This is a genomic window from Pseudomonas sp. 43(2021) (assembly GCF_017490805.1).
Taxonomy (GTDB): Bacteria; Pseudomonadota; Gammaproteobacteria; order Pseudomonadales; family Pseudomonadaceae; genus Aquipseudomonas.
Window position 1 is genome coordinate 45473 of sequence record NZ_JAFGYJ010000029.1, and the last position, 25404, is coordinate 70876.

At 62.7% G+C, this 25404-nt stretch carries 30 protein-coding genes and 2 tRNA genes; 9 read left to right on the plus strand and 23 right to left on the minus strand.

Annotation, left to right across the window (positions count from 1 at the left end; genetic code table 11):
- Positions 1-14: 14 nt before the first annotated feature.
- The 5 genes from pheS to thrS form a co-directional block, all read right to left on the minus strand.
- The gene (gene pheS, locus J5M71_RS22065; RefSeq protein WP_013972006.1) at positions 15-1031 is read right to left on the minus strand and encodes a phenylalanine--tRNA ligase subunit alpha; all 1017 of its coding nucleotides are present in this window, start codon (positions 1029-1031) and stop codon (positions 15-17) included.
- Between the two features lie 109 nt (positions 1032-1140).
- Positions 1141-1497: a 50S ribosomal protein L20 gene (rplT, locus tag J5M71_RS22070; RefSeq protein ID WP_003250671.1), complete on the minus strand. Its 357-nt coding sequence runs from the start codon at positions 1495-1497 to the stop codon at positions 1141-1143.
- Between the two features lie 27 nt (positions 1498-1524).
- Positions 1525-1719 (minus strand): 50S ribosomal protein L35, encoded by a 195-nt coding sequence (gene rpmI / locus J5M71_RS22075; RefSeq protein WP_003250667.1) that lies wholly within the window; start codon positions 1717-1719, stop codon positions 1525-1527.
- 61 nt (positions 1720-1780) lie between these two features.
- Complete coding sequence (gene infC / locus J5M71_RS22080; RefSeq protein WP_013972005.1) at positions 1781-2332, minus strand: translation initiation factor IF-3; 552 nt, start codon at positions 2330-2332, stop codon at positions 1781-1783.
- The gene (gene thrS, locus J5M71_RS22085; protein WP_207836940.1) at positions 2332-4254 is read right to left on the minus strand and encodes a threonine--tRNA ligase; all 1923 of its coding nucleotides are present in this window, start codon (positions 4252-4254) and stop codon (positions 2332-2334) included. The genes infC and thrS overlap by 1 nt, the downstream gene beginning before the upstream one ends.
- A gap of 337 nt (positions 4255-4591) precedes the next feature.
- Here thrS and J5M71_RS22090 point away from each other — a divergent pair, with 337 nt between their 5' ends.
- On the plus strand, positions 4592-4897 hold the full coding sequence (locus J5M71_RS22090; RefSeq protein WP_207836943.1) for a hypothetical protein: 306 nt from the start codon (positions 4592-4594) through the stop codon (positions 4895-4897).
- Between the two features lie 162 nt (positions 4898-5059).
- Positions 5060-5272 carry a cold-shock protein gene (locus J5M71_RS22095; protein ID WP_003250656.1) on the plus strand — a complete coding sequence of 71 codons (213 nt, stop codon included), beginning with the start codon at positions 5060-5062 and terminating at the stop codon, positions 5270-5272.
- Between the two features lie 223 nt (positions 5273-5495).
- On the opposite strand, the gene J5M71_RS22100 is transcribed toward J5M71_RS22095, so the two are convergent.
- A complete protein-coding gene (locus tag J5M71_RS22100) occupies positions 5496-5807 on the minus strand; it encodes an I78 family peptidase inhibitor (RefSeq protein WP_063912422.1) in 312 nt (103 codons plus the stop codon).
- Positions 5808-6083: 276 nt separating this feature from the next.
- Here J5M71_RS22100 and J5M71_RS22105 point away from each other — a divergent pair, with 276 nt between their 5' ends.
- Complete coding sequence (locus tag J5M71_RS22105) at positions 6084-6296, plus strand: hypothetical protein (protein WP_063912423.1); 213 nt, start codon at positions 6084-6086, stop codon at positions 6294-6296.
- On the opposite strand, the gene J5M71_RS22110 is transcribed toward J5M71_RS22105, so the two are convergent.
- The 7 genes from J5M71_RS22110 to J5M71_RS22140 all read right to left on the minus strand — a co-directional run bounded on the left by J5M71_RS22110 (position 6268) and on the right by J5M71_RS22140 (position 13287).
- Positions 6268-7269, minus strand: coding sequence for a nucleoside hydrolase (locus J5M71_RS22110; protein WP_207836946.1), 1002 nt, complete (start codon positions 7267-7269; stop codon positions 6268-6270). The genes J5M71_RS22105 and J5M71_RS22110 overlap by 29 nt on opposite strands.
- Before the next feature lie 148 nt (positions 7270-7417).
- The gene (gene rbsD / locus J5M71_RS22115; protein ID WP_016711344.1) at positions 7418-7816 is read right to left on the minus strand and encodes a D-ribose pyranase; all 399 of its coding nucleotides are present in this window, start codon (positions 7814-7816) and stop codon (positions 7418-7420) included.
- Positions 7813-8721 carry a ribokinase gene (gene rbsK / locus J5M71_RS22120; RefSeq protein WP_207836960.1) on the minus strand — a complete coding sequence of 303 codons (909 nt, stop codon included), beginning with the start codon at positions 8719-8721 and terminating at the stop codon, positions 7813-7815. The genes rbsD and rbsK overlap by 4 nt, the downstream gene beginning before the upstream one ends.
- A 15-nt stretch (positions 8722-8736) precedes the next feature.
- Positions 8737-9759: a LacI family DNA-binding transcriptional regulator gene (locus J5M71_RS22125; protein WP_207836962.1), complete on the minus strand. Its 1023-nt coding sequence runs from the start codon at positions 9757-9759 to the stop codon at positions 8737-8739.
- 4 nt (positions 9760-9763) lie between these two features.
- Positions 9764-10759 carry an ABC transporter permease gene (locus J5M71_RS22130; RefSeq protein ID WP_051097705.1) on the minus strand — a complete coding sequence of 332 codons (996 nt, stop codon included), beginning with the start codon at positions 10757-10759 and terminating at the stop codon, positions 9764-9766.
- A complete protein-coding gene (locus tag J5M71_RS22135; protein ID WP_207836974.1) occupies positions 10756-12309 on the minus strand; it encodes a sugar ABC transporter ATP-binding protein in 1554 nt (517 codons plus the stop codon). The genes J5M71_RS22130 and J5M71_RS22135 overlap by 4 nt, the downstream gene beginning before the upstream one ends.
- Positions 12310-12330: 21 nt before the next feature.
- Positions 12331-13287 carry a sugar ABC transporter substrate-binding protein gene (locus J5M71_RS22140; RefSeq protein ID WP_207836976.1) on the minus strand — a complete coding sequence of 319 codons (957 nt, stop codon included), beginning with the start codon at positions 13285-13287 and terminating at the stop codon, positions 12331-12333.
- Positions 13288-13581: 294 nt separating this feature from the next.
- Between J5M71_RS22140 and J5M71_RS22145 the strand changes: the two genes are divergently transcribed.
- The gene (locus J5M71_RS22145; RefSeq protein ID WP_207836978.1) at positions 13582-13824 is read left to right on the plus strand and encodes a DUF1654 domain-containing protein; all 243 of its coding nucleotides are present in this window, start codon (positions 13582-13584) and stop codon (positions 13822-13824) included.
- 58 nt (positions 13825-13882) lie between these two features.
- Here J5M71_RS22145 and J5M71_RS22150 read toward each other — a convergent pair whose 3' ends face one another.
- The 4 genes from J5M71_RS22150 to J5M71_RS22165 all read right to left on the minus strand — a co-directional run bounded on the left by J5M71_RS22150 (position 13883) and on the right by J5M71_RS22165 (position 15481).
- Entirely contained in the window at positions 13883-14308 is a 426-nt protein-coding gene (locus J5M71_RS22150) for a GTP pyrophosphokinase (protein WP_207836980.1), read from the minus strand.
- 150 nt (positions 14309-14458) lie between these two features.
- Positions 14459-15028 carry an SPOR domain-containing protein gene (locus tag J5M71_RS22155; protein WP_025338525.1) on the minus strand — a complete coding sequence of 190 codons (570 nt, stop codon included), beginning with the start codon at positions 15026-15028 and terminating at the stop codon, positions 14459-14461.
- Between the two features lie 131 nt (positions 15029-15159).
- Positions 15160-15236 (minus strand) — tRNA-Val (locus J5M71_RS22160).
- Positions 15237-15404: 168 nt separating this feature from the next.
- Positions 15405-15481 (minus strand) — tRNA-Val (locus J5M71_RS22165).
- A 203-nt stretch (positions 15482-15684) separates the two neighbouring features.
- On the opposite strand from J5M71_RS22165, the gene J5M71_RS22170 reads away from it, so the two are divergent.
- A complete protein-coding gene (locus J5M71_RS22170) occupies positions 15685-16968 on the plus strand; it encodes an FAD-binding oxidoreductase (RefSeq protein ID WP_063912435.1) in 1284 nt (427 codons plus the stop codon).
- A 120-nt stretch (positions 16969-17088) separates the two neighbouring features.
- Here the strand turns inward: J5M71_RS22170 and J5M71_RS22175 are convergent, their stop codons facing one another.
- Positions 17089-17823 carry a peptidase C39 family protein gene (locus J5M71_RS22175; protein WP_207836982.1) on the minus strand — a complete coding sequence of 245 codons (735 nt, stop codon included), beginning with the start codon at positions 17821-17823 and terminating at the stop codon, positions 17089-17091.
- Positions 17824-17989: 166 nt separating this feature from the next.
- Between J5M71_RS22175 and J5M71_RS22180 the strand changes: the two genes are divergently transcribed.
- Complete coding sequence (locus tag J5M71_RS22180; protein WP_207836984.1) at positions 17990-18166, plus strand: hypothetical protein; 177 nt, start codon at positions 17990-17992, stop codon at positions 18164-18166.
- Between the two features lie 132 nt (positions 18167-18298).
- Here J5M71_RS22180 and J5M71_RS22185 read toward each other — a convergent pair whose 3' ends face one another.
- Positions 18299-19051, minus strand: coding sequence for a TerC family protein (locus J5M71_RS22185; protein WP_063912437.1), 753 nt, complete (start codon positions 19049-19051; stop codon positions 18299-18301).
- 28 nt (positions 19052-19079) lie between these two features.
- On the minus strand, positions 19080-19319 hold the full coding sequence (locus J5M71_RS22190) for a hypothetical protein (RefSeq protein ID WP_063912438.1): 240 nt from the start codon (positions 19317-19319) through the stop codon (positions 19080-19082).
- A 134-nt stretch (positions 19320-19453) separates the two neighbouring features.
- Here J5M71_RS22190 and nhaR point away from each other — a divergent pair, with 134 nt between their 5' ends.
- The 3 genes from nhaR (at position 19454) to J5M71_RS22205 (ending at position 22482) form a co-directional block, all read left to right on the plus strand.
- Positions 19454-20347, plus strand: a complete 894-nt coding sequence (gene nhaR, locus J5M71_RS22195; RefSeq protein ID WP_207836994.1) for a transcriptional activator NhaR — start codon at positions 19454-19456, stop codon at positions 20345-20347.
- Between the two features lie 168 nt (positions 20348-20515).
- Positions 20516-21727: a serine/threonine transporter SstT gene (gene sstT, locus J5M71_RS22200; RefSeq protein WP_207837004.1), complete on the plus strand. Its 1212-nt coding sequence runs from the start codon at positions 20516-20518 to the stop codon at positions 21725-21727.
- A gap of 110 nt (positions 21728-21837) precedes the next feature.
- Complete coding sequence (locus J5M71_RS22205) at positions 21838-22482, plus strand: DUF480 domain-containing protein (protein ID WP_207837006.1); 645 nt, start codon at positions 21838-21840, stop codon at positions 22480-22482.
- Positions 22483-22486: 4 nt separating this feature from the next.
- Here J5M71_RS22205 and J5M71_RS22210 read toward each other — a convergent pair whose 3' ends face one another.
- The 3 genes from J5M71_RS22210 to ahpC form a co-directional block, all read right to left on the minus strand.
- The gene (locus J5M71_RS22210; protein WP_013973178.1) at positions 22487-22675 is read right to left on the minus strand and encodes a hypothetical protein; all 189 of its coding nucleotides are present in this window, start codon (positions 22673-22675) and stop codon (positions 22487-22489) included.
- Between the two features lie 169 nt (positions 22676-22844).
- On the minus strand, positions 22845-24407 hold the full coding sequence (ahpF, locus tag J5M71_RS22215; protein ID WP_207837021.1) for an alkyl hydroperoxide reductase subunit F: 1563 nt from the start codon (positions 24405-24407) through the stop codon (positions 22845-22847).
- A 124-nt stretch (positions 24408-24531) separates the two neighbouring features.
- A complete protein-coding gene (gene ahpC, locus J5M71_RS22220) occupies positions 24532-25095 on the minus strand; it encodes an alkyl hydroperoxide reductase subunit C (protein ID WP_207837040.1) in 564 nt (187 codons plus the stop codon).
- Positions 25096-25404: the final 309 nt, after the last annotated feature.

The window sequence follows — 25404 nt, forward strand, 5'->3', positions numbered from 1 at the left end:
TGCGTCGATTGGGCCTAGCGGAATTGGGCAAGGAACCGCAGGTCGTTATCGAAGAACAGACGCAAATCGTTGACGCCGTAGCGCAGCATGGCCAGGCGCTCGGCGCCCATGCCGAAGGCGAAGCCCTGGAACTCTTCAGGGTCGATGCCGGACATGCGCAGCACGTTCGGGTGCACCATGCCGCAGCCCATCACTTCCAGCCAGCCGGTCTGCTTGCACACGCGGCAGCCTTTGCCGGAACACATCACGCACTGGATGTCGACTTCGGCGGACGGCTCGGTGAAGGGGAAGAACGATGGGCGGAAACGTACCGCCAGTTCTTTTTCGAAGAACACGCGCAGGAACTCTTCGATGGTGCCCTTGAGGTCGGCGAAGTTGATATCGCGATCGATCAGCAGGCCTTCGACCTGGTGGAACATCGGCGAGTGGGTGATATCCGAGTCGCAACGGTATACGCGGCCCGGGCAGACAATGCGGATGGGCGGCTGGGTGGACTCCATGGTCCGCACCTGCACCGGCGAGGTGTGGGTGCGCAGCAGCATGTTGGCATTGAAGTAGAAGGTGTCGTGCATCGCCCGGGCCGGGTGGTGGCCGGGGATGTTGAGCGCTTCGAAGTTGTGGTAGTCGTCTTCCACCTCTGGGCCTTCGGCAATGCCGTAGCCGATATGGGTGAAGAACTGCTCGATGCGCTCGAGTGTACGGGTGATCGGGTGCAGGCCACCGGTGGCCTGGCCGCGGCCTGGCAGGGTGACGTCAATGCATTCGGCAGCCAGGCGAGCGCTGAGCTCGGCTTCTTCGAAGGCGGCCTTGCGGGCATTGAGCACAACGGTGACGCGCTCTTTGGCGTCGTTGATCAGCGCGCCGACTTTCGGCCGCTCTTCGGCTGGCAGGTTGCCCAGGGTCTTCATCACCTGGGTCAGCTCGCCTTTCTTGCCGAGATAATTCACCCGGATCTGTTCCAGGGTATTGATGTCTTCAGCGCGCTCCACGGCCTCTAGGGCTTGGGAGACCAACGCATCCAGGTTTTCCATGTACAGACTCCAGATACGAAAATAGGGGAAGAGCTTTGAAGGCTCTTCCCCTATCGATGACGTTCAATGCCCGACGGCGCTAGCGCCGCCGGGTGATTGTCGCGGGTACTTAAGCCAGAACGGCTTTAGCTTTCTCGACAATCGCAGCAAACGCCGCTTTTTCGTTCACTGCCAGATCGGCCAGAACCTTACGGTCGATTTCGATCGAAGCCTTTTTCAGGCCAGCAATCAGACGGCTGTAGGACAGACCGTTGGTGCGGGCACCGGCGTTGATACGAGCGATCCACAGTGCGCGGAACTGACGCTTCTTCTGACGACGGTCACGGTAGGCATATTGACCTGCCTTGATGACAGCCTGCTTGGCAACGCGGAATACGCGCGAGCGTGCACCGTAGTAGCCTTTAGCCAGTTTCAGAATTTTCTTGTGACGCTTACGAGCGATGACGCCACGCTTAACACGAGCCATGAGTAACTTCCTCTATCTAAACCAGAATTAACGTACGCGCAGCATGCGCTCGACTTTTGCCACGTCAGACGGGTGCAGCAGGCTGGCACCGCGCAGTTGACGCTTACGCTTGGTCGACATTTTGGTCAGGATGTGGCTCTTGAAAGCGTGCTTGTGCTTGAAGCCGGAAGCGGTCTTCAGGAAGCGCTTCGCAGCACCGCTCTTGGTTTTCATTTTTGGCATGTTGGAACTCCGCATTCGATAAAATTACACAATAATCATCAGGCCTGCCGTGCCCGGGAGATTACTTCTTCTTTTTGGGGGCGATGACCATCATAAGCTGGCGTCCTTCCATCTTCGGATGCTGCTCAACGGAGCCGTATTCGGCGAGGTCGGCTTCGACCCGCTTCAACAGCTCCATGCCCAGCTCCTGGTGGGCCATCTCACGGCCACGGAATCTCAGAGAGATCTTGGCCTTGTCCCCATCGGTAAGGAAACGTACCAGGTTGCGTAGTTTTACCTGGTAATCCCCTTCTTCCGTCCCTGGACGAAACTTGATTTCTTTGATCTGGATCTGCTTCTGGTTTTTCTTGGCTTCGTTGGCCTGCTTCTTCTTCTCGAAGAGGTGCTTGCCGTAGTCCATCACCTTGCAGACGGGCGGTTGCGCGTCGGCGGAGATCTCCACCAGATCCAGCTTCGCTTCATCAGCGATACGAAGCGCTTCATCAATCGAGACGATGCCAATCTGCTCGCCGTCAGCGCCAATTAACCGAACCTCGCGTGCCGAGATATTCTCGTTGATCGGGGCTTTCGGTGCAGTTCGTTTATCGTTTCTCATTTCACGCTTAATAGTCATTACTCCGATTCTAGGCGACCGCGCTGGGCGACAGCGCTGTTGAGCAGCTGCGTGAATTCAGCCACCGGCATGGAGCCGAGGTCTTTGCCTTCACGGGTGCGTACTGCGACGGTCTGCGTTTCGACTTCGCGATCCCCTATAACCAAAAGGTACGGGACCTTGAGCAAAGTATGCTCGCGGATTTTAAAGCCGATCTTCTCATTTCTCAAGTCCGACTTGGCACGGAAACCGCTACCGTTCAGGGTATTTTCCACCTCGAGGGCGAAATCGGCCTGCTTGTCGGTGATGTTCATGATCACGGCCTGGATAGGTGCCAGCCAGGCCGGGAACACGCCAGCGTAGTGCTCGATCAGCATGCCGATGAAGCGTTCGAACGAACCGAGGATGGCGCGGTGCAGCATGACCGGGCGAACACGACTGTTATCTTCGGCGATATAGCTGGCATCCAGGCGTTCTGGCAGGTTCGGGTCGTACTGCAGGGTACCGCACTGCCAGTTACGGCCGAGGCAGTCGCGCAGGGTGAACTCGATCTTCGGGCCGTAGAAGGCGCCCTCGCCCGGCTGGTATTCCCACTCCAGGCCCGATTCGTTCAAGGCGTCGGCCAGTGCACCTTCGGCACGGTCCCACAGCTCTTCGGAGCCCACGCGCTTGGCCGGGCGGGTCGACAGCTTCATGGCGATGTCGGTGAAGCCGAAGTCCTTGTACACATCCAGGGTCAGCTTGATGAAGTCGGCGGCTTCTTTCTTCACCTGTTCTTCGGTGCAGAAGATGTGCGCGTCGTCCTGCACGAAGCCACGCACACGCATGATGCCGTGCAGGGCGCCGGACGGCTCGTTACGGTGGCAGGCACCGAACTCGGCCAGGCGCAGCGGCAGGTCGCGGTAGCTCTTCAGGCCCTGGTTGAACACCTGCACGTGGCACGGGCAGTTCATCGGTTTTACCGCGTAGTCACGGCTTTCCGACGAAGTGGTGAACATGTTCTCGGCGTAGTTGGACCAGTGGCCGGAGCGCTCCCAGAGGATACGGTCGACAACCTGCGGGGTCTTGATTTCCTGGTAGCCGTTGACGCGCTGGACCTGGCGCATGTACTGCTCGAGTACCTGGTACACGGTCCAGCCGTTGGCGTGCCAGAACACCATGCCCGGGGCTTCTTCCTGCAGGTGGAACAGGTCGAGCTGCTTGCCGATCTTGCGGTGGTCGCGTTTTTCGGCCTCTTCGATGCGCTGGATGTACGCCGCCAGCTGCTTCTTGTCGGCCCAGGCGGTGCCGTACACGCGTTGCAGCTGCTCGTTCTTGGCATCACCGCGCCAGTAGGCGCCGGACAGCTTGGTCAGCTTGAACGCCTTGAGGAAGCGGGTGTTCGGCACGTGCGGGCCACGGCACATGTCGACGTATTCTTCGTGGTAGTACAGGCCCATGGCCTGCTCGTCCGGCATGTCTTCGACCAGGCGCAGCTTGTAGTCTTCGCCACGGGCCTTGAACACGTCGATGACTTCGGCACGCGGGGTCATCTTCTTGATGACGTCGTAGTCCTTGTCGATCAGCTCCATCATGCGCTTTTCGATGGCGGCCATGTCTTCAGGGGTGAAGGGGCGCTCGTAGGCGATGTCGTAGTAGAAGCCTTCGTCGATGACCGGGCCGATCACCATCTTGGCGGTCGGGTACAGCTGCTTCACCGCGTGGCCGACCAGGTGGGCGCACGAGTGACGGATGATCTCCAGTCCCTCTTCATCTTTAGGGGTGATGATCTGCAGGGTGGCGTCGTTGCTGATCAGGTCGCAGGCATCGACCAGTTTGCCGTCGACCTTGCCGGCCACGGTGGCCTTGGCCAGGCCGGCGCCGATGGAAGCGGCGACTTCGGCTACGGATACGGCGTGATCGAACGAACGTTGACTGCCATCGGGAAGAGTAATAACGGGCATGGCGCCTCCTCTCCTAGTGGTGACCCCTACCAAAGGTCACGTGGGTTGGGATGAGCCAGTACAAGATCCGACCTGCCTTCCTCGGTGGGAAGCCTGCCTCACAGTGGCAGAAGCCTTTCGGCTTGTCAGGGACGAACCAGAGTGACTGGAAAGAAAAAAGATTGCTGCAGGCTGCACGTTGTCAGCTGCAAGCCGGGCATGCTAGCACGCAGGTTGCGTGGCAGGCAGAAATATTTGGAAATTACAGACTTCGGCTGAACTTACACGGAAAAATTCCTATCAGACCTTGGGAAGCAACCTACTCTTGATGTGACCTTAACCCAAGGAGTAACTGGTTATGCGAGTTCCATCTCTTCTGACCCTGGCAGCCGCTGCGGCCCTGCTGCTGCCCATGGCTGCGAACGCCGGCAACTTCCCGGCCGGGAAGGAAGCCGCCTACATGACCCAGTGCACGCAAGTGGCTCAAGGCCAGGGCGTTGATGCTGCGGCCGCGAAAAAACACTGCGACTGTGGTGCGCAAACCATCAAAAAGAATTTCACCGACGCGGAGATTGCCGACCTCGACAGCAACGATGGCGTGGACGCCAAGCTGATGCAGAAGGCCCAGACGGTCGTGAAACAGGCCTGCGCACCGAAGAGCTGAAACCTTAAAGCCAGAGCAGGCCAGCCATTCTTTGCGCTGGATCAATATCCTGCGAAGGTAAAAGGCGCTAGATGCGCAGAATTAGACTATGATGTGTCCCGTGCTCCGTAGCCTCGGCCGCATTGCACCACTGAAAAAACTAAATGTTCTGGAGATTCACCCATGTCCAATCGCCAACAAGGCACCGTCAAATGGTTCAATGATGAGAAAGGCTACGGCTTCATCACCCCAGCAGGCGGCGGCGACGACCTGTTCGTTCACTTCAAGGCCATCGAATCTGACGGCTTCAAGAGCCTGAAAGAAGGCCAGACTGTTTCCTTCGTCGCCGAGCGCGGCCAGAAGGGCATGCAGGCTGCACAGGTTCGTCCGGAGTAATTCGGATAGCTGTAAAAAAACCCGCCCTTGTGGCGGGTTTTTTTATGGGTACTGCATGGGCTGACGGGGTAGGCCATGCAGGCGCGCCTTTTTTTGTGGGAGCGGCCTTGTGTCGCGAAAGGGGCGCGTAGCGGCCCCAAGGTTTTCAGCTTCGCAGCATCAATGGCCGGGGCCGCTTTGCGGCCCTATCGCGACACAAGGCCACTCCCACAAGGACCGCGTATCAACCGCAGTTGACGCGAATCACCTTGCCCTGCTCGTCCACATTCAGGTTCAGGCGCTCGGAGCGGTACTCCAGGGTGACCACGTCGTGCGGCTTGAGAATGCGTGCCATCTGCGAGCCACTGGCCTTGCGCGCCTGCTCCAGCAGCTCGGCGCTGGCTGGCTTGCCAATGGCAAAATCGGCGCCACTGGCTTCGCAGCGGCCGTCGTTGCCTGCCGGCGCAGCGCCACCAGCAGAATTGCCACCAGTGCTGCAACCAGCCAGGACAGCAGCCACCGCCAGGGTTGCCAGGTAAGCACGGGTACGGAACATGAAGCCTCCTAAATCGGTCCGGGAACTGTCTGATCCGACAGTTCCACTCATCATTTGTTGCAAAACCGACCAAGTCTGCCTGAACTCGCCAGCAGAGGCGAAAACGCAATCGTGACCGGATTTTGCACAACCCGCTGCGTTTGCCATATGCTTAAGCCGCAACGTCACTGACGCAAAGTCATGATTTAGTGCCAGAAGTGGAGCGCACCCCGCCTCCATCGAACACCAGGGTCAGGTGTTCGCCCCTTCGTCCTGGGCCCCAAGCGAGAGCCTTTCATGAGCAGCCACAGCATCGATGCCGATATCAAGGTCAAATGGGCCGAGGGCCAGAGCGCGTACAGCCCTGGCACACCGGAAGAATTGCTGTTGATTGCCATCGACCTGCTGGTGCGCGATCGCGGCGCCGAGGCGGCACGCAGCTTCATCGACCAGGTGTTCGAGCGCTTCGCGCCGCACACGGCTATTCCAATCGCGCCAAACGGGCGCTGAGCAGGTCGAACAGGCCCTGGGCATCGCCCTGCTCCACCCACATCACATTGGCCGGCTGCTTTAGCACGCCATACCAGTCGGCAAGGGTCTGGCCGAAGCTGGGGCCTTCGCGACTGTCGATGCTCATATGGATGCGCCGGCCGCTGAACAGCTCGGGCTTGAGCAGGTAGGCGATCACGCTGGCGTCGTGCACCGGGCCGCCGGGCATGCCGTACAGGTCCATGTCGTGGGTGATGTAGGCGTTGAGGATATCCACTACCCGTTTGCTGGCCTGGTTGTTCACCGCTGCCAGTTGCTTGAGGCGGGCGTCGCTGGTCAGCAGCTTGTGGGTGACGTCCAGCGGCAGGTAGGTCAGCTGCACGCCGCTGGCCAGCACCACTTCGGCGGCATGCGGGTCGGCATAGAGGTTGAATTCCGCCGCCGGGGTGATGTTGCCGCCGTTGAAATGGGCGCCACCCATGACCACCACTTGCTTGATGCCTTTGACGATGTCCGGGCGCTGGATCAGCGCCAGGGCCAGGTTGGTCTGCGGGCCGAGCATGGCGATGGTGATGCTGTGGGGTTGGGCGGCGCCCAGGGTGTCGACCAGGTATTGAACTGCGTTGCCCTGGGCTAGCGGCGCTTTCGGTTCGTGAGCCTGGATGCCGGTGAGGCCTTCTTCGCCGTGCACCTCGGCGGCGTAGATCGGCTTGCGCACCAGCGGGCGCGCAGCGCCAGCGTATACGGGGATGTCTTCGCGGCCGGCCCATTCGCGAGCCAGGCGGGCGTTGCGCGAGGTTTTGTCCAGGCGCACATTGCCGGCCACGGTGGTGATGGCGCGGATCTTGAGCTCGTCGGGCGAGGCCATGGCCAGGAACAGCGCGACCACGTCGTCGGCGCCGGGGTCGGTGTCAATGATCAGGTCGATGGGGGCGGCCTGGAGGGTGGTGGCTGCGGCCATGAGGGCGATTCCTTGTAGCAGGGGTTTGAGCATGGGCGGCACTCCTGTTGCCTGGATTGGTATTCCTGGTACACCGCAAATCCCTGTGGGAGCGGGTTTACCCGCGAAGGAGGCAGCGCGGTGGATGGCACCGGCTTCGCCGGTGTTCGCGGGTGAACCCGCTCCCACAGGGGGCGACGGGCTAGAAAGTCACGCCGGAAATCAGCGCGATGTTGCTGTAGGGCTGGCATTCGCCAGTGCGCACGACCGCACGGGCACTGCGCGACAGTACTTTGAAATCTTCATGGCTCAGCCATTCACGCTTGCCCAGCTTGCCCTTCAGCCGCTCGATTTCGACCAGCGCCGGCGGCACCACTTTCTGCATTTCTTCGGCCAGCACATGGCGCTCTACCTGCAACTCGCTCAGCACGGCCCGCAACACGCTGGCGAAATCCGGTAACCCAGGCGTAACGGCCAGGTCGATCAGTTCTACCCCCGGCGGCACCGGCAGGCCGGCATCGCCGATCACCAGGATGTCACCATGCCCCATGCCGGCAATGGTCCGCGACAGGGCGACGTTCAGCAGTGGGGTTTTCTTCATGGCGCAAGCTCCGCCAGGTAGGGAATGGACGGCTGGGCACCAGCGCGGGTGACCGACAGGGCTGCGGCGCGCTGGCCGAAGGTGATGGCTTCGCCCTCCCCCAGGCCGCGTACCAGGCCAGCGGCAAAGCCACCGATGAAGGTGTCGCCGGCTGCAGTGGTGTCCAGCGGCTGCACCACCGGTGCAGGGAAATGCTGGTGGCCCTTGGCCGTGACCAGCAAGGCCCCTTGCGCGCCCAGGGTAATGATCACTTTGCCCGCGCCCAGCTGCAGCAAGCGCTCGCCGGCGCGCCGGGCACTGTCCAGGTCGGCCACTGCCACGCCGGTCAGGGCCTCGGCCTCGCTTTCGTTGGGTGTCAGGTAGTCGATGTGGGCGAACCAGTCCGCCGGCAAGGGGCCGGTCGCCGGCGCCGGGTTCAGGATCACCCGCTTGCCCAGTTCATGCCCCCTGGCCAGGGTCCAGGCCACGGTGTCGGCCGGCACTTCCAGCTGGCAGATGATCACCTCGGCCGCCTGCAGCAGTGCATCGAAACGCTGCACCGACTGCGGCGTCAGCAGGCCGTTGCCACCGGGGATGATGACGATGCAGTTCTGGCTGGCGGCATCCACGGTAATCAGCGCCACACCGCTGGACACGCCCGAGCAGGTGGTAACGCCCTGGCAGTCGATGCCTTCCACATACAAGGCCCGGTGCAGTTGCCGGCCATAATCATCGTCGCCGACGTTGCCGATCATCGCCACGCTGCCACCCAGGCGCGCCACGGCCACCGCCTGGTTGGCCCCCTTGCCGCCCGGCACGGTGAAAAAGCTTTCGCCGGGGAGTGTTTCGCCGGCCCGGGGCAGGCGCTGGGCGCGGGCCACCAGGTCCATGTTGAGGCTACCGACTACCACGACCTTGGCATTCATGACATTTCCTTAGCATTAGCGGTAATCGTTGAACAGGTCCGGGCGCGGCCCGGTGGACTCGCGCAGCACGATGCGCGGGGCGACGATACGTTGCTCTGCCGCGCCCTGCCGAGGCGTGCCGATACGCGCCAGCAACAGCGACGCGGCGCTCTCGCCCAACGCGCGGATCGACTGGCCCACCGTGGTCAACGGCGGGTACACATAACGGCTGAGTTCGATGTCGTCGAAGCCGATCACCGACAGCTCGGCGGGTACGTTGATGTTGCGTTCGGCCGCGGCGCGCAGCACGCCGAAACCGATCATGTCGTTGCCGGCGAAAATCGCCGTGGGCCGCTTGCCCTCCAGCAACCGGGTTGCCGCTGCATGGCCGCCCGGGCTGGTGAAGTCGCAGTGCAGCACGCGGTTGCCCAGCACCGCTGCGCCGGCCTCGGCCATGGCGCGGCGGAAGCCGCTCAGGCGCAGCTGGGTAACCCCGGTCTCGGCGGGGCCGCCGATGTAGGCGATGTCGCGGTGGCCAAGCTCCAGCAGGTGCTGGGTGGCCAGGTAGGCGCCCTGCTCGTGGTCGATGCGCACCAGGTCGGCATCGACGCCGTCCAGTTCGCGGTCGACGATCACCATTGGCGTGCGCACGCCAGCCAGGCTTTGCAGCAGGTCGCTGTCCTGGCCCACCGAGGCCACCACCAGGCCGTCGATGCGTTTTTCCAGCAGCACGCGCAGGTAGCTGCGCTGCTTCTGCGGGTTGTCGTCGGAGTTGCACAGGATCACGCAGTAGCCGTTGCGTTCGCAGGCGTCTTCGATGCCCCGCGCCAGTTCGGCGAAGTACGGGTTGACGCTGTTGGGTACCAGCAAGCCGATGGTGGCCGTGCTGCGCGCCTTCAACGAACGGGCCACGGCGCTGGGCACATAATCGAGTTCGGCGATGGCGGCTTCGACTTTCAGCCGCACCTGCTCGCTCACCGGCCGGGTCTTGTTCAGCACATGGGACACGGTGGTGTATGAAATACCCGCCAGTGCCGCGACGTCTTTGATGGTTGCCATGTTCTCAGTTCCGCCGGCCTGCACGCCGGCTACGGTAAGTGTCGAGCACCACGGCGATGACGATCACCGCCCCGGTGATGATGCGTTTGGTCGGTTCGCTGGCACCGATCTGCGCCAGCCCGGCAGCCAGCACCGAAATGATCAGCACGCCAAAGAAGGTGCTGATGACCGAGCCACGCCCGCCCATCAGGCTGGTGCCGCCAATTACCACGGCGGCGATCACCTGCAGCTCCAGGCCGGAGCCGGCATTGGGGTCGGCCGCTTCCAGCCGCGAGATCTGGAACAGCGCGGCCAGGCCGGCGAGCAGGCCCATCAGGGCGAACACCAGCACCTTGTACGGGCGCGGGTCGATACCGGCCAGACGCACGGCCTCTTCGTTGGTGCCGATGCCGATCAGGTAGCGGCCGAATACCGTGCGGGTCAGCACCAACTGGGCCAGCACGATCACCAGCAAGGCGATGATGAACGCCGGCGAGATGCCGAACGCGATGGGGTTGGAGAACCAGGCATAGGCATCGCCGATATAGGCGGTGCGCGAGTCGGTGAACTGGTAGGCCAGGCCGCGGGCCATTTCCAGCACGCCGAGCGAGACGATGAACGACGGAATGCGCCAGGCCACGGTGACACCGCCGGTAATGCTGCCGGCCAGCGCGGCCACGGCCATGCCCAGCAGGGCCGAAGGCAGCACGCCCCAGCCCCAGCCGAGGATCGCCACGCTGACCGTGGAGGCTGCCAGCGCCAGCACCGAGCCCACCGACAGGTCGATGCCGCCGATGATCAGCACGAAGGTCATGCCCACCGCCAGCACCATCAGGTCGGGGATCTGGTTGGCCAGGGTACTGAAGGTGTTGTACGACCAGAAGTGGCTGCTGAGGAACGAGAACAGCACGATCATCGCCAGCAAGGCGCCGGCCAGGCCCAGGTAGGTACCCAGGCCAAAATAGGTACCACTGCGGCGCACCGGTGCGGCGCCTTGGCTGTCGAGCGGGGTGGTTTTCATGCATCCATCCTGGGAGCTGCGTCATGCAGCAGTGCGTCACGTTTCTGATAACCGGCAAAGGCCGCGGCCAGCAGCTGGTCCTGGCTCCAATGGTCACGCTCGAAGGTGTCGATCAGGCGGCCGGCCGACAGCACGGCGATGCGGTCGCAGATCAGCATCAGCTCGCGCAGGTCGCTGGACACCACCACCAGGGCCTTGCCCTGGCGCGCCAGTTCGGCCAGCAGGCCATAGATGTCGAACTTGGCGCCAACGTCGATGCCACGGGTGGGCTCGTCGAACAGCAGCACCTGGCAGTCGCGCTCCAGCCAGCGGCCGATCACCACCTTCTGCTGGTTGCCGCCAGACAGCTCGCCCACCACTTGCTGCGGGCCGGCACTGCGAATGCGCATGGCCTGGATCTGGCGCTCGGCCAAGGCCCTTTCGGCCTCGCCATCGAGCACACCGGCCCGCGATACCGCGCCGAGGTTGCCCAGGGCGATGTTGGCGCTGATCGACTGCGTCAGCAGCAGGCCTTCGCCTTTGCGGTCTTCGGTGATCAGGGCGATACCGGCCTGTACGGCAGCCCTGGGCGAATCGATGGTGACCGCCTGCGGTGGCTGGCCAAGGGCGATGCTGCCGCTGTCGGCGCGGTCGGCACCGTAGATCAGGCGCAACAGTTCGGTACGGCCGGCACCGATCAGGCCGGAGATGCCGAAGATCTCCCCTGCCCTGACCTCGAACGACACTTCACGCACCTTGTCGGCTCGGCTGAGCTTGTCGACCTTGAGCAGCGGCGCGCCGATCTGCCGGCGGCCCAGGTCGATATGCTCGCCCAGCTCGCGGCCGACCATCAGATTGACCAGTTCGGCGCTGCTGTAACGCTGGATCGGCTCGTCGCACACCAGCTTGCCGTCGCGCAGCACGACGATGCGCTGGGCCACGCGCTGCAGTTCTTCCAGGCGGTGCGAGATGTAGACGATGGCCACGCCACGTTGGCGCAGGCGTTCGATCTGGGTGAACAGCAGTTCCACCTCGCGCGCGGTGAGCATGGCGGTGGGCTCGTCGAAGATCAGCACATGGCAGTCGCCGATCAGGTTGCGGGCGATCTCGACCATCTGCTGATGGCCGATGCCCAGTTCGCCGACCGGGGTGTCCGGGTCGATGGCGTCGAGGCCGACCTGGGCCATGGCGGCCGTGGCCAGTTGGCGCAGGCGCTTCTGGCTGATCCAGCCGAAACGGCCGGGCAGGTTGTCGAGGAACAGGTTTTCCGCCACGGTCAGCGTGGGCAGCAGGTTCAGCTCCTGCATGACCATGCGCACGCCGAGGCGCTCGGCCTCGCTGCGGCTGCCAGGCGCGTAGGCCTGGCCGCGGTAGCGCATGTGCCCGGTTGTTGGGGTTTCCAGGCCACTGATGAGCTTGGACAGGGTGCTCTTGCCCGCGCCGTTCTCGCCGGTCAGGGCCAGCACTTCACCCGCCCGCAGGTTCAGGCTGACCTCGCCGAGCACGGGCTGGGCATAGGTCTTGCCCAGCCCGCTGGCGGTGAGCACCACTTCATTGGCCGATGCAGGCATGGCCGTTTCTCCTGCCAGCGATCAGGGTTTGGTGATGAGTTGGACCGGGGTCTGGATGACGTTGTCGGCATCCACGTCGGGCTTCTCGCCCTTGACCATTTTCAGCGCCGCCTGGATGCCGTACACCGCCTGCTGGCTGGCCGCCTGGTCGAGGGTGGCGAGCACGCGGCCATCGGCGAGCATCGGCTTGATGGCGTTGATGTTGTCGTAGCCCACCACTTGCACCTGGCCGGTCTTGCCGGCGGCACGCACGGCCGACACGGCGCCCAGGGCCATGCTGTCGTTGCCGGCCAGCAGCGCTTTCAGGTCGGGGTATTCGTTGAGCATGGAGGCCGCGACGGCGTTGCCTTTGTCGATTTCCCAGTTGCCGCTCTGCACCGAGACGATCTTGATCTGCGCAGCGTCCATGGCGTCCTTGAAGCCAGCGGTACGCTGCTGGGCGTTGGTGGTGGTCGGCACGCCTTCGATGATGCCGACCTGGTCGCCGGCCTTGAGCTTCTGGTTGGCCAGGAAGTCGCCGACCAGGCGCGCGCCCTTGCGGTTGTCGGGGCCGACGAAGGGTACGCTGATGCCTTTGCTCTTGAGCAATTCAGGGTCCAGGCGGTTGTCGATGTTGATCACCACCACGCCCTGGTCCATGGCCTTCTTCACCGCCGACACCAGCGCCTTGGAGTCGGCCGGGGCAATGACCAGGGCCTTGGCGCCCGCGTTGACCATCTGCTCGACGATGCGGATCTGCTCGCCGGTGTCGGTCTCGTTCTTGATGCCGTTGGCGATCAGCTCGAATTCATCGGCGTGGGCTTTCTGGTAGTCCTTGGCGCCGTCTTCCATGGTGCGGAAGAACTCGTTGGCCAGTGACTTCATGACCAGGGCGACCTTGGGCTTGTCTTCGGCGTGGGCGGCGGAAAACGGCAGGGCAAAGGACAGCGAGGAAATGACCGCGAGGGCCAGCAGACGACCGGGGAACGGCAGTTTCATGGACGATGACTCCGGATCTTGTGTTTTTTGTCGGATCGCAAACGTTTGCGTTGACTCACTATGGAAACAGGACCGGGGTTTGTCAAATCCGTTTGGCTGGCGGAGGTCAAGTCGAGCCAGGGGCAGTTTATCTGGAATTTGTCCGAAAAGCCGAACGCCTTCTCCTGTGCTTGTTCGGGATTCCGAATGAAATGCGCCCTTTTGCGCTTGAGCACAGTTTTCGCCTGACAAGATGTTGCGAAATTACTTACGGTAAAATACTGTATGCGCATACAGCAAAACAAGGAAACACTTGTGTCCAGCACCGCCTCCGCCACCCCGAGCAGCTATGAACAACTGGGTATGCGCATCCAGAAGATCATCAACAGTCCCACCGCCCAGCGCAGCCGCGCGGCGCTGATCTTCCGCCTGGAACACGAGACGCCGGAAGACTGGGAAACCCTGCTCGAGGAAATCGCCGAAAACGACAACGTCACCCTCGCCCACCGCGACGATGGTGGCGTGCAGATTTTCTGGACCGTACCGAAGGAAGACTGACCGCGGCCAGCATGGCAGTTGCCTGACCCGGGTCGCCTGCAAGGCCTGCGGCTTGACCTCAGGCCAAGGCCTGCAGGTAGGCGCTGGCTTCACGGTAACGCGCCAGCCGCGCCAGGTCGGCGGGGCCCGGGCATGGGATGCGCGAAAGGTCGCTGTTGTCGGCCAGGTCGGCCAGCTTGACTGTGCGCGCCAGCGGGTCACTGCCCAGGCGCACCACGAAGTCCTGGTAGGCCTCGCCCTCACGGCGGCTGAGCGCCAGCAAGGCGGCAAGGATTTTCAGCGCAAAGCCCTCGCGCGCCAGGTCGGACAGGGTCAGCGAAGTGTCTTCGATCACATCGTGAAGCACCGCGACAATCCGTTGTTCAGGCGTGGAAACCCGCATCATCACGCGTAACGGGTGGAGGATATAAGCAGCCCCACCCTTGTCGTACTGCCCTTCATGCGCCCTGGCGGCCACGGCAATGGCCCGCTCCAGTGTAGACATGAGGCCCTCCCCGTTCGGCTTCTTCCTGCCAAGCATAGCCAAAACTGTGCGGACAATGTCTAGCGCAGGCGTGGCTGTGCCGCGCCGACCTTGCAGAAGCGGACTTGTGGAAGCCGCTCCCACAAAAGGCCGCTCGTACAGGAACCGGGTTCAGCGTGCTGCGCCGTGCTGGATGACCACCGAATCGGTACCCAGTTTGGCCATCACCTCGGCCTTGCGTGCTTCGGCTTCCTCACGGCTCGGGAACGGCCCCATCAGCACCACCGGCTTGCCGTCGCGGTACTCCACCGAGGAGGGAATGCCCTTTTCGATCAGGCGTGCGGTCATGTCGCTGAGCGCACCCATGTTGGCGCCCTGGATCACTTCCACGTCCCAGCCTTGCGGGGCCGGCTGGCCAGCCAGGGCTTCGGCGCGGCGCTGCAGCTCGGCGCCGCCGCACATCTCACGGATGCGCAGGTTGTTGCCACTGTCGTCGACGATGATTTCGTACTGGCCATCGCGCTTGATCGCCACGTAGCTGCGGTAGGCTTCGTACTGCCCGGCATCATCCTTGCCGCGGACCTGGCCGCAGATGGTGCCCTGGGTGTCGATCCGCACGTTGCCGAACTTGGCGGTCTTGGGGTTGTGCAGGTGTTCAGCCACCTGCTTGTGCACGCCTTCGACCTCGTTCTCACAGCCCGCCAGGGCGAGCACTGCCATTACCACAGCCAGTTTGCGCACGCGTGTACCTCCAGATTCGAAGGGGCGGATTCTAGCACGCCAGGCAATGCCCCGAACCGCGACCAAACGTTACACGCTGCTTCGTGCGCACAGCAAAAAGGGCGATCATTGCTGATCGCCCTTTTTCGATTTGGTAGGCACAATTGGACTCGAACCAACGACCCCCACCATGTCAAGGTGGTGCTCTAACCAACTGAGCTATGTGCCTGTCGTGTGGTGCGCATATTAGTGATCGAATGCGTACCTGTAAAGCGTTTTTTTGAGAAAAATCAAAAACTTTCGAGATTCATGCACAGGGAGGGCGCTTGGCGCATCAGGCCGCATGAAACCCCAATGAAAAAAGGGGTGACCCTTGCGGATCACCCCTTCTTCGATTTGGTAGGCACAATTGGACTCGAACCAACGACCCCCACCATGTCAAGGTGGTGCTCTAACCAACTGAGCTATGTGCCTGTCGTGTGGTGCGCATTCTACTCATTCCAAAAACCCTGTCAACACTTTTTTTCGCGCTAACCTACTGAATCTTAAACTCTTTATAGAAAGGCGCGCTGGCGGGGACCGAGTAAAGGATTTTCAACGGACGACTAGCGGGTGTTTATTATTATTGATAGCATCGGTACATTCGTTAAAAATATAAAACACGAGGTTCCTGCAGCATGGCTAACACCCCCTACCCCCAGTCCTACTACGCCGCCTCGGCCAACCCGGTGCCGCCACGTCCGGCGCTGCAGGGTGAGGTGGAAACTGATGTGTGCATCATCGGTGCCGGCTACACCGGCCTGTCCAGCGCCCTGTTCCTGCTGGAGAACGGCTTCAAGGTGAGCATCGTCGAAGCAGCCAAGGTCGGCTTCGGCGCGTCGGGCCGCAACGGCGGCCAGATCGTCAACAGCTACAGCCGCGACATCGACGTCATCGAACGCACCGTCGGCCCCAGGGAGGCCCAACTGCTGGGCCAGATGGCCTTTGAAGGCGGGCGTATCATTCGTGAGCGCGTGGCCAAGTACAACATCCAGTGCGACCTGAAGGACGGTGGCGTGTTCGCTGCCCTCACCAGCAAGCAGATGGGCCACCTGGAGTCGCAAAAGCGCCTGTGGGAACGTTTCGGCCACAACCAGCTGGAGCTGATGGACCAGAAGCGCATCCGCGAAGTGGTCGCCTGCGACAACTATGTGGGCGGCATGCTGGACATGAGCGGCGGCCACATCCACCCACTGAACCTGGCCCTGGGCGAAGCCGCCGCGGTCGAGTCGCTGGGCGGCATCATCTATGAGCAAACCCCGGCCGTACGCATCGAGCGTGGCGCCAACCCGGTGGTGCACACCCCGCAGGGCAAGGTCCGCGCCAAGTTCATCATCGTCGCCGGCAACGCCTACCTGGGCAACCTGGTGCCAGAGCTGGCCAGCAAGTCCATGCCATGCGGCACCCAGGTGATCACCACCGAGCCACTGGGCGACGAACTGGCGCGCACCCTGCTGCCGCAGGACTACTGCGTAGAGGACTGCAACTACCTGCTCGACTACTACCGCCTGACCAGCGACAAGCGCCTGATCTTCGGTGGTGGCGTGGTGTACGGCGCGCGTGACCCGGCCAACATCGAGGCGATCATTCGTCCGAAGATGCTCAAGGCCTTCCCGCAGCTGAAGAACGTGAAGATCGACTACGCCTGGACCGGCAACTTCCTGCTGACCCTGTCGCGCCTGCCGCAGGTTGGCCGTATCGGTGACAACATCTACTACTCGCAGGGCTGCTCGGGTCACGGCGTGACCTACACCCACCTGGCGGGCAAGGTGCTGGCCGAGGCCATGCGTGGCCAGGCCGAGCGTTTCGACGCCTTCGCCGGCCTGCCGCACTACCCGTTCCCGGGTGGCCAGATGCTGCGCGTGCCGTTCAGCGCCATTGGGGCCTGGTACTACAGCCTGCGCGATCGCCTGGGCTTCTGATGTAGGCAGGCCTGGCCTCTTCGCGGGTAAACCCGCTCCCACAGGGATATCACTGCACCTGAGGGCAGCGGGTTTCCTGTGGGAGCGGGTTCACCCGCGAAAGGGCCGGCAGAGATAAAGCTATTTGTTCAGGCTACTCACAGCCTGCTTCGCCGCAATCTCCTGCCCCGCCCGGGCCAGTTCATCTGCAGCCTGCAGCCAGCGCTGGCGGTCCACCTGGGCCGGCAGTTGCCGTGGTGGCTGCACCAGCACCGCCCAACTCCCCAGCTTCGCCCATGCCGATGCAAAGGCATCGAACCCTATCACCTGCCGCCGATGCATGCCCGAGCGCAACAGCACCCGCTGCTTGTAGCGGTCGTAGCCGATCAACACGGCGTAGCGTGGCTCGCTCCACCAGGCCGAACCGTCCTCGTAACGCAGCAGCACCGGGTTGCCCGCCGCCACCTGGGTCAACAGCGCGTCCAGCTGCTTGTCCAGCGGATACACCACCATGCCGTAGTCGCGCGCCACGCGGGGAATGCCGGTGTCCAGCGCCTCGGCGCCCTGGGGCAGGTTCAGCGGTTTGTCCAGCAGCCCCGGCGTGATCGGTGCCCCCTGTTGCGACAGCACCGCCGCCAATGCCATGGCCCCGCTGTGGTTGGCGTTGCCACGGTAGAACGGCACGCTGCTGATCTCGACCCGCTGCGGCAGGCCCTTGAGGTTGGCGGAAGGTGCGCTGGCACAGCCGGCCAGGCTAGCCGCTACCAGGCAGGCAGCCAGCAGCCGACGGGGGGTGGTCTTGAAGGAATGTTGCTGCATGGACACTCGCTTGCTCCAACGCCAGGCAGGCAGCGCCCGGCTCTGGCCACCGATCATAGGTCGGACAGCGGCGCGGGTATAGTCCGACACCGGTTAGGAGCAAATCGGACCAAGCAATAGACCTTTGGTCAATGGAACGTCACAGGCGAAGGGCTAGACTAAAGCAGTGTCTGGACGGCCAGCGCCGGTTGACCGAGCGCGGCCTGTAGAGATGGAGGCACAGATGAGCCTGACCATGGCAATCCTCATGCTGGTGGGCATGTGGCTGAGCGTCGCAGCCGCCATGCTGTGGGGGGTACTGCGTATCGTGCGGCGTCATTCCCACCATCACCTGCCACCGCAGGTCCCTGCCAAGCCACAGCCTGTGCGCCGGGCGCGGCGGCATGCCGGGGTGCACTGATTTCAAAAATTCCTGAGCCCATTCGCGGGTGAACCCGCTCCCACAAGGTCCTCCACTGCCTTCAAAAGCGGCGGGGTACTTGTGGGAGCGGGTTCACCCGCGAACGGGGCGCAAGCGCCCCGCCCTTTCACATCAACCTTCAGCCGCCTCACGCTTCAACCGCGCCCGACGGGCCAGGATGTTGAGGACCTCGATCGCCGTCGAGAAGGCCATGGCCGCGTACACATAACCCTTCGGTACATGAGCGCCAAAACCTTCCGCGATCAGCGTCATGCCGATCATGATCAGGAAGCCCAGGGCCAGCATCACCACGGTCGGGTTGTCGTTGATGAAGTTGGCCAACGGGTCGGCGGCCACCATCATGACGATCACGGCAGTGATAACGGCAATGATCATGATCGGCAGGTGCTCGGTCATGCCCACGGCGGTGATGATGCTGTCGACCGAGAAGACGATGTCCAGCAACAGGATCTGGAAGATCGCCGCGGCAAAGCCCAGGGTAACCGTCGACGACACCTTGGCTTCTTCCTTGGCCCCGTGCGGGTCGACGTTCTCGTGGATCTCCTTGGTCGCCTTCCACAGCAGGAACAGGCCGCCGGCAATCAGGATCACGTCCTTCCAGGAGAAGGCATTACCGAACACTTCGAACACCGGGTCGGTCAACTGGACGATCCAGGCCACCGTGCTGAGCAAGGCCAGGCGCATGACCAGGGCCATGCTGATACCGATACGGCGGGCCTTGGAGCGGTACTCCACCGGCAGTTTGTTGGTCAGGATGGAGATGAAGATCAGGTTGTCGATACCCAGTACAACTTCCATGGCCACCAGCGTGGCCAGGGCAACCCAGGCGGTAGGGCTAGCGACGAGTTCCAGCAAGTATTCCATTGTTCAAATCCTGCAGCAGCGGTTGGGGTCAGATTTCCTGGGTGTCTTCTTTCTTTTCAGCGTCCTTGGGCTTGTGCCCTTCGCTGCCGATGGCCTCGCTCAATGCCTGCTGCGCAGCCTTGTTGGTGTCGTCGATGGCTTGCTTGGCCGACTGTGCGGCCTGGTCGAGCATCTGTTGGGCGGATTTCTCGGCCTGCTCGCAACCGGCCAGGGTGAACAGGGCCAAGGCCAGCACCAGCGGCGTGCCGATGGATTTGAGTTGCAGCATGGGTTCCTCGCTTGTCGATATTGCGGCGGCGCACAGGGCGCCTGATGGGGTCGCATTCTAAAGAGCGTAATACATCAGGAAAATTCGTATTTTCAGCGGTTATACTTCGGTTTTTACGAATCCGGAAAGCACCGATGCTCAACTATCGGCAGTTGCACTACTTCTGGGCCGTGGCCAAGACCGGCAGCATCGCCCGCGCCAGCGAACAGTTGAACCTGACCCCGCAAACCATCAGCGGGCAGATCAGCCTGTTCGAACAGACCTACGGCCTGGAGTTGTTCCAGCGCGTGGGGCGGCAGCTGGAGCTGACCGAAACAGGGCGCCAGACGCTGATCTATGCCGAGCAGATGTTCCAGCTGGGCGGCGAACTGGAAGCCATGCTGCGGGCCGGCCCGCAAGAGCAGATCCTGTTCCGCGTGGGCGTGGCTGACGTGGTGCCCAAGTCCATCGTCTACCGCCTGCTGGCGCCGACCATGGAGCTGGACGACGTGCTGCGCATCAACTGCCGTGAAGACAAGCTCGAACGGCTGCTGGCCGACCTGGCGATCCAGCGCCTGGACCTGGTGATTTCCGACAGCCCCATGCCCAGCCACCTGGACATCAAGGGCTATAGCCAGAAGCTGGGCGAATGCGGGTTGAGCTTCTTCGCCACCCCGGCGCTGGCACAACGCCTTGAAGGCCCCTTCCCCGCCTGCCTGCAGGATGCGCCATTGCTTATTCCCGGGCAGGAAACCGTGGTCCGCAGCCGCCTGCTGCGCTGGCTGGCTGAGCAGCAGGTGCAGCCGCGGATCGTGGGTGAGTTCGATGACAGTGCCTTGATGCAGGCATTCGGGCAGTCGGGCAGCGGCATCTTCGTCGCGCCCAGCGTGATCGCCGAGGAAGTGTGCCGCCAGTATGGCGTGGTGCTGATCGGGCAGACCGAGGCCGTGCACGAGTCGTTCTATGCCATTTCGGTGGAGCGCAAGGTCAAGCACCCGGGGATCGTGGCGATTACCGAGGGGGCGCGGCGGGAGTTGTTTCACTGGTGACCGTGGTGGTTTCTTCGCGGGCACGCCCGCTCCCACAGGGACCGCACAGCATTTGAGGCCGGTGCAGTACCTGTGGGAGCGGGCATGCCCGCGAAGAGGCCGCCCCTGCTAGACAAAGGTCTATGGTAAAGTCGCGCCCTTTTTGAACATGCTGGGATATCGCTGCACATGACCCCTGTCCTCCGCTTCCTCAACCGCACCAGTCTGGTGACGCAGATCGTCATCGGCCTGATCGCCGGCATCGCCCTGGCCCTGCTTGCGCCCGCCATCGCCCGCGACATGGCCTTCCTCGGGAAAGTGTTCGTCAGCGCCCTCAAGGCGGTGGCCCCCGTGCTGGTGTTCATCCTGGTGATGGCCTCGATCGCCAACCACCGCCACGGCCAGGAAACCCATATTCGCCCGATCCTCTGGCTGTACCTGCTGGGCACCTTCGGCGCCGCAGTAGTCGCGGTGGTCGCCAGCATGCTGTTCCCGTCCAACCTGGTGCTGAGCACCGGCGAGGCTACGCTGAGCGCGCCGGGCGGCATTACCGAGGTGCTGCAGAACCTGCTGCTGAGTGCGGTCGACAACCCGATCAACGCCCTGCTCAATGCCAACTTCATCGGCATACTGACCTGGGCCATCGGCCTGGGCGTGGCCCTGCGCCATGCCGGCGAAACCACCCGCACCGTGGTCGAGGACCTGTCCAATGGCGTGACCCTGATCGTGCGCGTAGTCATCCGCTTCGCCCCGCTGGGCATCTTTGGCCTGGTCAGCGCCACCCTGGCCCAGTCGGGCCTCGACGCCCTGCTCGGTTACCTGCACCTGCTGGCGGTGCTGATCGGCTGCATGCTGTTCGTGGCGCTGGTGATGAACCCGCTGATCGTGTTCTGGAAAATTCGCCGCAACCCGTACCCGCTGACCCTGCTGTGCCTGCGCGAAAGCGGTATCACCGCGTTCTTCACCCGCAGCTCGGCGGCCAACATTCCGGTGAACCTGGCCTTGTCGGAGCGCCTTGGCCTGCATGAGGACACCTACTCGGTGTCGATCCCGCTGGGTGCGACCATCAACATGGCCGGTGCCGCCATCACCATCACCGTGCTGACCCTGGCGGCGGTGCATACCCTGGGTATTCCGGTGGACCTGCCGACCGCTGTGCTGCTCAGCGTGGTGGCGGCGGTGTGTGCCTGCGGCGCCTCGGGTGTGGCCGGTGGTTCGCTGCTGCTGATTCCGCTGGCATGCAGCCTGTTTGGCATCCCTAGCGAAATTGCCATGCAGGTGGTGGCAGTGGGCTTCATCATCGGCGTGCTGCAGGACTCGGCCGAGACGGCGCTGAATTCGTCGACCGATGTGCTGTTTACCGCAGCGGCGTGCCAGGCCGAAGAGCAGCGCACCGCTTGAGATTGCCGTGGCCCTGTGGGAGCGGGTTCACCCGCTCCCACAGGTGCCAATTGCCTAACACGATGGCATTACCTACCCTAGTGGCCTTTCCCCAGCAATGAGACAGGGCCATGTCAGAACACGAAACCGCCGGCGAAGGCCGCTTCAACAGCATCGAGATCCGTATTCTCGGCTCGCTGATCGAGAAGCAGGCCACCAGCCCGGAAAGCTACCCGCTGACCCTCAATGCCCTGGTTCTGGCCTGCAACCAGAAGACCAGCCGCGAGCCGGTGATGAACCTCACCCAAGGCCAGGTCGGCCAGGCCCTGCGCGCCCTCGAAGGGCAAGGCATGACCCGCCTGCAGATGGGCAGCCGCGCCGACCGCTGGGAACACCGGGTGGACAAGGCGCTGGAGCTGGTGCCGGCGCAACTGGTACTGATGGGCCTGATGTTCCTGCGCGGCCCGCAAACCCTCAACGAACTGCTGACCCGCAGCAACCGCCTGCACGACTTCGACGACACCGAGCAGATCCAGCACCAGCTGGAGCGCCTGATCTCGCGCGGCCTGGCCTTGCACCTGCCACGCCAGGCCGGCCAGCGGGAAGACCGTTACACCCATGCCTTGGGCGACCCGGCGGAAATCGAGGCGATCCTGGCTGCACGGCAGCAGGAAGGTGGCGCACGCAGCGGCGGCAATGTGTCGGAAGACCGTATCGAAGCCCTGGAAGCCCGCATCGCGGCGCTGGAGGCACGCCTGGCCGAGCTGGAAGGCTGAGCCGTCACGGCTCGGGGTCGGGGAAGTTGCGGCAGCTCTTGCGCTCGGCCAGCTCCCGGTCACTGGGGCGCTGGTCGACGAACACGGTGCGGCCGTCGGCGTAGATTTCCAGGTAACCCCAGTGCAGGTCCTGCTCTTGCTGCCCGGGCTTTGGCGGGACTAGCCACCAGGGTTCGCGGCTGATCAGGGTCATGGGTGTGATTCCTGAAGGGTCTGCAGTAATCATAGACACCTTCAGGTTCCTGCTTTGCCTGCACCGGCCCTTTCGCGGCTAAAGCCGCTCCCACAGGGACCTCCACAGCTTTCAAAAGCTGCGCAGTGCCTGTGGGAGCGGCTTTAGCCGCGAAGAGGCCGGTACAGGCTTATGCCGGTGCCGACGTGCGAATCAGGTGGTCAAAGGCCGCCAGCGATGCCTTGGCCCCCTCACCCACCGCGATCACGATCTGCTTGTACGGCACGGTCGTCACGTCACCCGCCGCAAACACACCCGGGATGCTGGTCTGGCCCTTGGCGTCGACGATGATCTCGCCACGCGGCGACAGCTCGACGGTACCTTTCAGCCAGTCGGTGTTCGGCAGCAGGCCGATCTGCACGAAGATGCCTTCCAACGCCACTTCATGCTGCTGGTCGGTGGTGCGGTCCTTGTAGCGCAGGCCGGTCACTTTTTCGCCATTGCCCAGCACTTCGGTGGTCAGCGCACTGGTGATCACCTTCACGTTCGGCAAGCTGTGCAACTTGCGCTGCAGCACCGCATCGGCACGCAGCTGGCTGTCGAACTCGATCAGCGTCACCTGGGCGACGATACCGGCCAGGTCGATGGCCGCTTCCACACCCGAGTTGCCACCACCGATCACCGCCACGCGCTTGCCCTTGAACAGCGGGCCGTCACAGTGCGGGCAGTAGGCCACGCCACGGGCGCGGTATTCCTGCTCGCCCGGCACGTTCATTTCGCGCCAGCGGGCACCGGTGGCCAGGATCACGGTCTTGGCCTTGAGCGAGGCGCCGCCGGCCAGGCGTACTTCGTGCAGGCCGCCAGCGGTAGCCGGGATCAGCGCTTCGCCACGCTGCAGGTTCATGATGTCCACGTCGTACTGCTTGACGTGTTCTTCCAGCGCCGTGGCCAGCTTCGGCCCTTCGGTTTCCTGTACCGAGATGAAGTTCTCGATGGCCAGGGTATCGAGCACCTGGCCGCCGAAACGCTCGGCCGCAATACCGGTGCGGATGCCTTTACGCGCGGCATAGATGGCTGCCGAGGCGCCGGCCGGGCCACCACCGACCACCAGCACATCGAAGGCATCCTTGGCATTGATCTTCTCGGCCTGGCGGCTACCTGCGCTGGTGTCGATCTTGCCAAGGATTTCTTCCAGGCCCATGCGGCCCTGGCCGAACACTTCGCCGTTCAGGTAGATGCTCGGCACCGCCATGATCTTGCGCGATTCCACTTCTGCCTGGAACAGCGCGCCGTCGATGGCCACGTGGCGCACATTGGGGTTGAGCACCGCCATCAGGTTCAGCGCCTGGACCACGTCCGGGCAGTTCTGGCACGACAGCGAGAAATAGGTTTCGAAGGTGAATTCGCCTTCCAGCGCCTGGATCTGCTCGATCACTTCGGCACTGGCCTTGGACGGGTGGCCGCCGACTTGCAGCAGTGCCAGCACCAGCGAGGTGAATTCGTGGCCCATGGGGATGCCGGCGAAGCGCAGGTTTATGTCGGCTCCCGGGCGATTCAGCGAGAACGAAGGACGACGGGCGTCGGTACCGTCCGCGCTAAAGGTAATGAGGTTCGACAGGCTGGCAATTTCCACCAGCAGGTCGTGCAATTCGCGGGACTTCGCACCGTCGTCGAGGGAAGCAACGATCTCGATCGGCTGGGTGACCCGCTCCAGGTAGGTTTTCAGTTGCGATTTAAGCGTGGCGTCCAACATACGGGCGATTCCTTTTTCAAAACTCGGATACAAAAACGCCCAGGCGAGGTCGCCCGGGCGCTTGACGGGGCGGTAAGTACTTCAGCTTTGGCGGCTGCTCACCGCCCGCGACTGGCACATGGACTTAGATCTTGCCGACCAGGTCCAGCGATGGCGCCAGGGTGGCTTCGCCTTCTTTCCACTTGGCCGGGCAGACTTCGCCCGGGTGAGCGGCAACGTACTGGGCAGCTTTCACTTTACGCAGCAGTTCGGCAGCATCGCGGCCTACACCACCGTCGTTCAGTTCGACGATCTTGATCTGGCCTTCCGGGTTGATCACGAAGGTAGCGCGATCGGCCAGGCCGGCTTCTTCGATCAGCACGTCGAAGTTGCGCGAAATAACGTGGGTCGGGTCACCGATCAGTGGGTACTGGATCTTGCCGATGGTGTCCGAAGTGTCGTGCCAGGCTTTGTGGGTGAAGTGGGTGTCGGTGGACACGCCGTAGATTTCCACGCCCAGCTTCTGGAACTCGGCGTAGTTGTCGGCGAGGTCACCCAGCTCGGTCGGGCAGACGAAGGTGAAGTCGGCCGGGTAGAAGAACACGACAGACCACTTGCCTTTCAGGTCGGCTTCGCTGACCTGGACGAATTCGCCCTTGTGGTAGGCGGTGGCGTTGAACGGTTTGACCTGGCTGTTGATGATTGGCATGAGAGACGCTCCTTCATGGGGTTGGAATCAGTTGATGGAGAGAATCCTAACCGCTGGTCCCGATAAAGGCTCATTGGCAAAGCTCATGCTTTTGATTGGTTTTGGCTATAACCGGGGTTTATTAATAGAAGGGAATGGGCTGAGCAAAGGATTGCGGGGAGGTTTGTTGTAGAAGCAGCTTTTGAACTGCGCCCCTGATGTTGGACAAAAATCCAACCTCAGGGGCGTTTCACATGAGCAAGCACACCAGACAGTTCAAGCTTTCCGCCATCCAGGCTTTTCTGCAACGAGGCCTTGGCTACCGTTTCA

What these genes read in the sequence shown, in the direction of transcription:
- J5M71_RS22110 (WP_207836946.1), bottom strand. Translation starts at nt 7,269, where the DNA reads ATGCTCAAACCCCTGCTACAAGGAATCGCCCTCATGGCCGCAGCCACC.
- rbsD (WP_016711344.1), bottom strand. Translation starts at nt 7,816, where the DNA reads ATGAAGAAAACCCCACTGCTGAACGTCGCCCTGTCGCGGACCATTGCC.
- J5M71_RS22140 (WP_207836976.1), bottom strand. Translation starts at nt 13,287, where the DNA reads ATGAAACTGCCGTTCCCCGGTCGTCTGCTGGCCCTCGCGGTCATTTCC.
- J5M71_RS22135 (WP_207836974.1), bottom strand. Translation starts at nt 12,309, where the DNA reads ATGCCTGCATCGGCCAATGAAGTGGTGCTCACCGCCAGCGGGCTGGGC.
- rplT (WP_003250671.1), bottom strand. Translation starts at nt 1,497, where the DNA reads ATGGCTCGTGTTAAGCGTGGCGTCATCGCTCGTAAGCGTCACAAGAAA.
- J5M71_RS22185 (WP_063912437.1), bottom strand. Translation starts at nt 19,051, where the DNA reads ATGGAATACTTGCTGGAACTCGTCGCTAGCCCTACCGCCTGGGTTGCC.
- sstT (WP_207837004.1), top strand. Translation starts at nt 20,516, where the DNA reads ATGACCCCTGTCCTCCGCTTCCTCAACCGCACCAGTCTGGTGACGCAG.
- ahpF (WP_207837021.1), bottom strand. Translation starts at nt 24,407, where the DNA reads ATGTTGGACGCCACGCTTAAATCGCAACTGAAAACCTACCTGGAGCGG.
- J5M71_RS22130 (WP_051097705.1), bottom strand. Translation starts at nt 10,759, where the DNA reads ATGAAAACCACCCCGCTCGACAGCCAAGGCGCCGCACCGGTGCGCCGC.
- pheS (WP_013972006.1), bottom strand. Translation starts at nt 1,031, where the DNA reads ATGGAAAACCTGGATGCGTTGGTCTCCCAAGCCCTAGAGGCCGTGGAG.
- J5M71_RS22105 (WP_063912423.1), top strand. Translation starts at nt 6,084, where the DNA reads ATGAGCAGCCACAGCATCGATGCCGATATCAAGGTCAAATGGGCCGAG.
- thrS (WP_207836940.1), bottom strand. Translation starts at nt 4,254, where the DNA reads ATGCCCGTTATTACTCTTCCCGATGGCAGTCAACGTTCGTTCGATCAC.
- J5M71_RS22180 (WP_207836984.1), top strand. Translation starts at nt 17,990, where the DNA reads ATGAGCCTGACCATGGCAATCCTCATGCTGGTGGGCATGTGGCTGAGC.
- rbsK (WP_207836960.1), bottom strand. Translation starts at nt 8,721, where the DNA reads ATGAATGCCAAGGTCGTGGTAGTCGGTAGCCTCAACATGGACCTGGTG.
- J5M71_RS22170 (WP_063912435.1), top strand. Translation starts at nt 15,685, where the DNA reads ATGGCTAACACCCCCTACCCCCAGTCCTACTACGCCGCCTCGGCCAAC.
- J5M71_RS22175 (WP_207836982.1), bottom strand. Translation starts at nt 17,823, where the DNA reads ATGATCGGTGGCCAGAGCCGGGCGCTGCCTGCCTGGCGTTGGAGCAAG.
- nhaR (WP_207836994.1), top strand. Translation starts at nt 19,454, where the DNA reads ATGCTCAACTATCGGCAGTTGCACTACTTCTGGGCCGTGGCCAAGACC.
- J5M71_RS22095 (WP_003250656.1), top strand. Translation starts at nt 5,060, where the DNA reads ATGTCCAATCGCCAACAAGGCACCGTCAAATGGTTCAATGATGAGAAA.
- J5M71_RS22190 (WP_063912438.1), bottom strand. Translation starts at nt 19,319, where the DNA reads ATGCTGCAACTCAAATCCATCGGCACGCCGCTGGTGCTGGCCTTGGCC.
- J5M71_RS22210 (WP_013973178.1), bottom strand. Translation starts at nt 22,675, where the DNA reads ATGACCCTGATCAGCCGCGAACCCTGGTGGCTAGTCCCGCCAAAGCCC.
- rpmI (WP_003250667.1), bottom strand. Translation starts at nt 1,719, where the DNA reads ATGCCAAAAATGAAAACCAAGAGCGGTGCTGCGAAGCGCTTCCTGAAG.
- ahpC (WP_207837040.1), bottom strand. Translation starts at nt 25,095, where the DNA reads ATGCCAATCATCAACAGCCAGGTCAAACCGTTCAACGCCACCGCCTAC.
- J5M71_RS22150 (WP_207836980.1), bottom strand. Translation starts at nt 14,308, where the DNA reads ATGTCTACACTGGAGCGGGCCATTGCCGTGGCCGCCAGGGCGCATGAA.
- J5M71_RS22090 (WP_207836943.1), top strand. Translation starts at nt 4,592, where the DNA reads ATGCGAGTTCCATCTCTTCTGACCCTGGCAGCCGCTGCGGCCCTGCTG.
- J5M71_RS22100 (WP_063912422.1), bottom strand. Translation starts at nt 5,807, where the DNA reads ATGTTCCGTACCCGTGCTTACCTGGCAACCCTGGCGGTGGCTGCTGTC.
- J5M71_RS22125 (WP_207836962.1), bottom strand. Translation starts at nt 9,759, where the DNA reads ATGGCAACCATCAAAGACGTCGCGGCACTGGCGGGTATTTCATACACC.
- infC (WP_013972005.1), bottom strand. Translation starts at nt 2,332, where the DNA reads ATGACTATTAAGCGTGAAATGAGAAACGATAAACGAACTGCACCGAAA.
- J5M71_RS22205 (WP_207837006.1), top strand. Translation starts at nt 21,838, where the DNA reads ATGTCAGAACACGAAACCGCCGGCGAAGGCCGCTTCAACAGCATCGAG.